This window comes from Brasilonema octagenarum UFV-OR1, assembly GCF_963888615.1.
GTDB lineage: Bacteria > Cyanobacteriota > Cyanobacteriia > Cyanobacteriales > Nostocaceae > Brasilonema > Brasilonema sennae.
The window spans coordinates 1-5,324 of record NZ_CAWPKW010000204.1; the positions used below are offsets into that span (position 1 = coordinate 1).

A 5,324-nucleotide genomic window follows, 5' to 3' on the forward strand; every position below is an offset into this window, starting at 1 on the left:
GTCGCCTACGGAGGGAAACCCTCCTGCAGCGCTGGATTCACCGTAAAGCTACGCTATGGCTAACGCCACGCTGCGCTATCACGCCCCCTCTCCTTACTAAGGAGAGGGGAGGTTTTGGCGCAAGACAAAACCGGGGTGAGGTAGAGCGAGAACTGAAAAGAGCTGTAACTTGAATCAAAATCAAAATCAAAATTTTAAAGTTCTTATTTATACTTCACATATTAAAACGCTTACAATATAAAAGTAAAAAAATAAACAATGTCACGGATGTAATCTTTATAATCCAGAGTTATGGACAATCTCTCAGAAATCCAACTAGGGGGACAAGGCGCTAGTGTAAGTAAGTTCACCCCCGTCCAATTTGGCAAAGACTTTTTTGACAACCTCGCCCAATGTCGTGACGATGGGGAGAAAATCCAGCTATTTTTGGAAACAGCCCAAAGACAAGATGTACCGCTAAGGGCGATCGAAGAGTTGTTGAACTACCAAGATGAATTTATCTTGGCTATGGGGCTTCAAAGCTTTGGCTATATTACTAACCGGCAAATCAAAGCGCAACTTGCAACACTCGACTATATTGAGGGACTTGATGAACCTCTTGAGGAAATCTCTCTGCTACCTGATCCAGAAGACTACAAGCGCCATAGTGTCAGGATACTTGAAAAGTTGTGTCAAGAAGCTAAATCGGGTAGCGATTTGATTCGTTTATCAGCGGCTTGGGCAATTCAGCAAATAGGTTACTCTGCGATGATTACAGGAAGATTTCTTCCTAAATCACCCGAGGATATTCAAAGTCAAGTTATTAGTGAAAGTCTAAATCGTCTTAATAATAGGTCAATCTCTAAAGAATACATTGATTTTTGGGTTTATGCACCTAAAAGACATCTGTTACGACTGTTCCAGACAATTTTTTCATCTTATCTGGATGTTGTTGAGAGAATTATAGCTAGACTCGGTGTTATAGGTGTTGAGTTTATCGCTCGTTCAGCTTCTACATTGCAGCAGTTTGTTGTAGAAGCTGCTTTGCATTTAGCCGACTTACTTATCAAATATAGACAATATCAGGATGCTGGCACACAAAGAAGATTATCAGATATTCTGATTCCTTTTTTAGATAATAGTGATATTGACTTACGGCGACTTGCTGCTGAATTAATTAATCAGGTAGGGTCATCGTGGTCTTGGTTGAATGATACTATCAAGGCTAAAGCCGCGATTATATTAAGGGATTGGAATAAATTAGAAGAACTAGGTGAAGCATCAGTTCCATTTTTGATAGAGGCTGTTAGAGGTTCACTTCGATTTTACACACAAGATAACTCACGAGAACAAGTAGAAGCAGTTCGGTGTATTAGTAGAATTTATTTTTATAATGTTGAGCAACAAGTCACAACTTTTTCAGAATTTCTCCAACATCCTGAAGAAAAGATAAGAGATACAACTGTATCACTTCTGAAACCACATCAAGATTTACTTGATATGAAATCAAATCATATCCTGACAGGACTAGATTTTGGATTTCAATTGGAAGATTTTGATGTAAAAACTATGACGATTAGAGAAATTGATAGAAAGATTGGGGACAAAAGGCTGTATCAGAAAGATTTTGACAAAAGATTTCAAAATGCAATCTCTAGCTGTAAAGCTGATGCTACTGAAGTCAAAAGATTTTTATCAACTAAGCTGAAAGAGTATAACGGTTATATAGAAAGTTGTATCAATAAGCTAGATGCCCAGAAGCAAGATATACAAAGAAAAGAAGCTGAAGAACAAAGAAGGCGGGCGGAAGAACGAAGAAGGCAGATTGAAGAAGAAGCCGAAAAACGAAGAAGGCGGGCGGAAGAACAAAGAAAGAATGTACTAATTACTGCTTTCGCAGTCTTTGGACTTTTGTTTTTAAGTATAATATATCCACCTGCTTTATTCATTGTATTTTTGTTATTGATAGTTTTATTGATGTATTTCGTGATGCTTTGGTTGATATCTTTACAGTATATAAATAGGTAAGCGTTATTTTATAATAGATAAAAATGAAACGCAGTGTTTTTTCTGTGAAAGTAGTAGAACTACCTAATCACAATTCTCATAAATTTACTAAACAATATGGCACTTCAACTAATAAATTAGTGATAAATAGTCAGCGAGAGTTATTACTGCATTGGCTCAGCTTAAACAACGTTCATAACTCAACGCTATCCATACGTTACTTTCATAATCCTGAAGAATCCAGTGAACAACAATTAAAGCTTTACTTAATCGCTCATTATTCAGCTAATGATTTTCATGACCTCCAACAGGCGAGAGATGAGATAGCTAGTTTTTTTGAAGTTGGTAGCTTAAGCACATTTTACAAATTTGAGTTATTGCAAAAAGAGTTATCTCAAATTCCTGAACTAAAATGGGTTAACCACATTGGAGAAGTCATCAAGCCAGAAATACTCAATTTGCAAGGCAACTATCTACCTTACTTATTTGAAGCTAACCAAGATAATAACATGTTAGCTGTCTGTGATGTTCTCCATAGATTAAAAGAAAAGTTTTTACTAGAAATCACTCTTCAAGTCTGTCAAAGTTCCGAGGACAGGGAAACGTGGGTTAACGCTCTTAGTCAAATGGTAGCTCAACTGCAACTGCTCACAACTAAAAGCAAGGATACTTCCTTAGATACAGCCTTAAAAACTTACAAACAATATCAAGAATCATATGTAAATAGAAATTTATTTAAATACAGTATCAAAGCACTGGCAGAAACCCGCAGCAATATTCGTACTGTTTTAATGACATTAGTACAGAGTGCAACCAAATCTAATAGTTATGGAGAACAAGATTATATTGAAATTGTCAGTCGCGATAAAGACGAGCAAAAGTTTTTAGAAACTTTGAGTGCAACTGAAAATGTAGACATTTCTACTGGTGTTGAACGCAAAGGTTGGGAAGGTGACTTTGGAGAGAAGTACATAAGACAACCTATTAAGCCCAAACTAAGCAATGAGTTGGGTGATGGTTCGACAAATATTTACTCAAACTCTTTTAATTCTGCAAATTTTGGTCATCCAGCTTTACCCTCATCTGGAGGCGCAATTATCCGGACTGGCGCTTCAGCAATAACTCAATCTTCAAATAATTCACGGAGACTTCCTCTTGCACAAATAAAAGACTTAAAACCATTACACCGTCTTGCAACACTCGAAGAAATGAGTGGATTCTTCCGCCTTGTCATTCCTGGGAATACTCCAGTTCCGGGTATGGCGACAACTCGCTTGACTTACAGCACTGCTGAGGAAATCTTCAACAACTATAAACACCTGATGACAAAAGACGAATATATAGTTGGTTTAGATGATGAAAATCATCCTGTAATATCTAGCTGGAGTGAAATTCCCCATCGCCTAGTAGCTGGGGTGTCTGGCGCTGGAAAAAGCAATTTTCTGAAATGGATTATCTTCCAATTCTTATACGTTAACCCAAAACGTAGGATTTACATTGCTGATTTTGGTGGAGTTGACTTTCAATGGTTAAATCATATGGGAGTTAATGTTGAAATAGAGACAACTCCAGAGAATTGTCCAAATTTAGTAGAGAAAATTCATCATGAAGAATACGAAAGACGCTTGCAGTTAATGCAGGAGTATGGAGTCTCTAACCTGAAAGAATTGCAGGAGGAAGGAGTTGAAATTGACCGTACACTTTGGATTATTGACGAAGCCGCTGACATTGCAGATGTTTCCAGTAAACTGCGAGACACCATTGAAAAGCGACTGAAAGAGTATGCTCGTAAAGGTCGTAAATTTGGAATTCATATCATTTACTGTACCCAAAGACCAACTACTGAAGTTATAACTAAACAAGTGACTGACCAATGTGAAGAAAAAGTCGTTTTTAGGGTGAGTCCAGATGCTAGTTATCGCATATTAGAAGATGCGATCGCAGGCGATATATCTAAAGATGCTAAAGGTAGAGCTTACTTGAGTGGTTATAGTGGTGCAAAGTTTGTGAACACTCCTCTCATCAAAATGCCTATTGGATCAAAAGTCAAAATATCTGACACTCTTTGGGCTAATATTCACGTTAAAAAATAAATCTTTTTGAAAAATAACTGGAGATAATTACATGAGCCTTTCATCCGATATTGAAGAATTCCGCACAATGATTAGTAGAATTGTTGACCAACTTGAGGAAATTAATTCATCATCTAAAACGCTTCCTGAAACATCTGCAAGTGAGCTAACTAAAAAGTTTTCAGGGCTTATGGATAATTTAGGAGAAATAGAGAGGGAACTACGCTCTGCTAATGATGTACTTGAAGATATCCGCTCACGTTGGGGCTAAAAATATGACTCTTACTGATGATATTGAGCAATTCCAAAAGCATACTGCTAAGTCAAGCGAAACATTAGAAGAAGTCAATCAGCTAGCAAACAAGCTTTTTGAATGTTCCACAGATGAATTAGCCTCACTGTTTGCTGAAATAGAAAGTTTATGCGAGCAAGCCCAAACTCAAATTAAATATACTGCCGATTGTCTCGTTGAAATTAATCAACATTGGGGTTCTGAACCTCTCCAGCACTATTCAGAGAAAAAACAGAATACTAATCAGACGACTGGTTCAACAATTAAAAGTGGAAATTCATCCACGCAATCAGCAACGGTATCTGAGAATGAGACTAAACAAGTAGAAGCTGGTGATTTAGCACCTCACATTGATCAACCTAAAGAACCTGTAGACTACGCTACAGATTTGATAAACTTTCTGAAAAAAGTTGTTGATACTAGTAAAAGTTACCAGCTTTTCTAATGCTAGGAACATCTATTACAGGTGCATTAATTACAAAAACAGTTACATTGGTTGATGAAGTGTTTTTTCCATCAATAGATGTTTTAACTCAACAAGGTATGCCTACATCCAAAAATTCACCGTTAGCAGATATAAAAGAAATGATAGATAAAAATAACGAGTATCTCGGAATAGATCCTGAAGCAGTGGAAGCGTATGAAGAAAAGCATAACGAGCAAGAAGAAGAGAAAAGAAAAAGAAAGAGTGCTGCACAATCAAGAGATGAGTCTCGTGGGGCAAGTAGTAAATGATTTTGCCGTATTTTTTATTGGGTAAATAGCTATATCTGGCGACAAGCCCCTCCTGAACGGTTACGATTTTCATTAGATAGGATCTTGCACCATAGTTTTTGTCCGCCAAGAAATAAATTTCTTGGCTCAAAGCTCAAGTCCGTTAAAACGGAACGGCACATGCTACAAGTCGGGCATTGCCGGATGCCCTTCGGGTTCGCAGTCGCCTACGGAGGGAGACCCTCCTGCAGCGCTGTCTC

General features: G+C 37.6%; 5 protein-coding genes. All 5 read left to right on the top strand.

Annotated elements, in window-relative coordinates:
• The first annotated feature begins 291 nt into the window (after positions 1 to 291).
• Genes AC5590_RS15255 through AC5590_RS15275 form a run of 5 tightly spaced genes read left to right on the top strand, consistent with a single transcriptional unit; the run spans position 292 to position 5,085 of the window.
• Positions 292 to 2,007: a hypothetical protein gene (locus AC5590_RS15255; RefSeq protein ID WP_169268837.1), complete on the top strand. Its 1,716-nt coding sequence runs from the start codon at positions 292 to 294 to the stop codon at positions 2,005 to 2,007.
• 23 nt (positions 2,008 to 2,030) lie between these two features.
• Positions 2,031 to 4,079, top strand: a complete 2,049-nt coding sequence (locus AC5590_RS15260; protein WP_169268838.1) for an FtsK/SpoIIIE domain-containing protein — start codon at positions 2,031 to 2,033, stop codon at positions 4,077 to 4,079.
• Between the two features lie 31 nt (positions 4,080 to 4,110).
• Positions 4,111 to 4,329: a hypothetical protein gene (locus tag AC5590_RS15265; protein ID WP_169268839.1), complete on the top strand. Its 219-nt coding sequence runs from the start codon at positions 4,111 to 4,113 to the stop codon at positions 4,327 to 4,329.
• Positions 4,330 to 4,333: 4 nt separating this feature from the next.
• The gene (locus AC5590_RS15270) at positions 4,334 to 4,795 is read left to right on the top strand and encodes a hypothetical protein (protein ID WP_169268840.1); all 462 of its coding nucleotides are present in this window, start codon (positions 4,334 to 4,336) and stop codon (positions 4,793 to 4,795) included.
• Complete coding sequence (locus AC5590_RS15275; RefSeq protein ID WP_169268841.1) at positions 4,795 to 5,085, top strand: hypothetical protein; 291 nt, start codon at positions 4,795 to 4,797, stop codon at positions 5,083 to 5,085. Before AC5590_RS15270 ends, AC5590_RS15275 begins: the two co-directional genes overlap by 1 nt.
• Positions 5,086 to 5,324 lie beyond the last annotated feature (239 nt).

Excerpts from the sequence above, each read along its gene's own strand:
- AC5590_RS15255 (WP_169268837.1), top strand. The coding sequence starts at position 292 with ATGGACAATCTCTCAGAAATCCAACTAGGGGGACAAGGCGCTAGTGTA.
- AC5590_RS15260 (WP_169268838.1), top strand. The coding sequence starts at position 2,031 with ATGAAACGCAGTGTTTTTTCTGTGAAAGTAGTAGAACTACCTAATCAC.
- AC5590_RS15265 (WP_169268839.1), top strand. The coding sequence starts at position 4,111 with ATGAGCCTTTCATCCGATATTGAAGAATTCCGCACAATGATTAGTAGA.
- AC5590_RS15270 (WP_169268840.1), top strand. The coding sequence starts at position 4,334 with ATGACTCTTACTGATGATATTGAGCAATTCCAAAAGCATACTGCTAAG.
- AC5590_RS15275 (WP_169268841.1), top strand. The coding sequence starts at position 4,795 with ATGCTAGGAACATCTATTACAGGTGCATTAATTACAAAAACAGTTACA.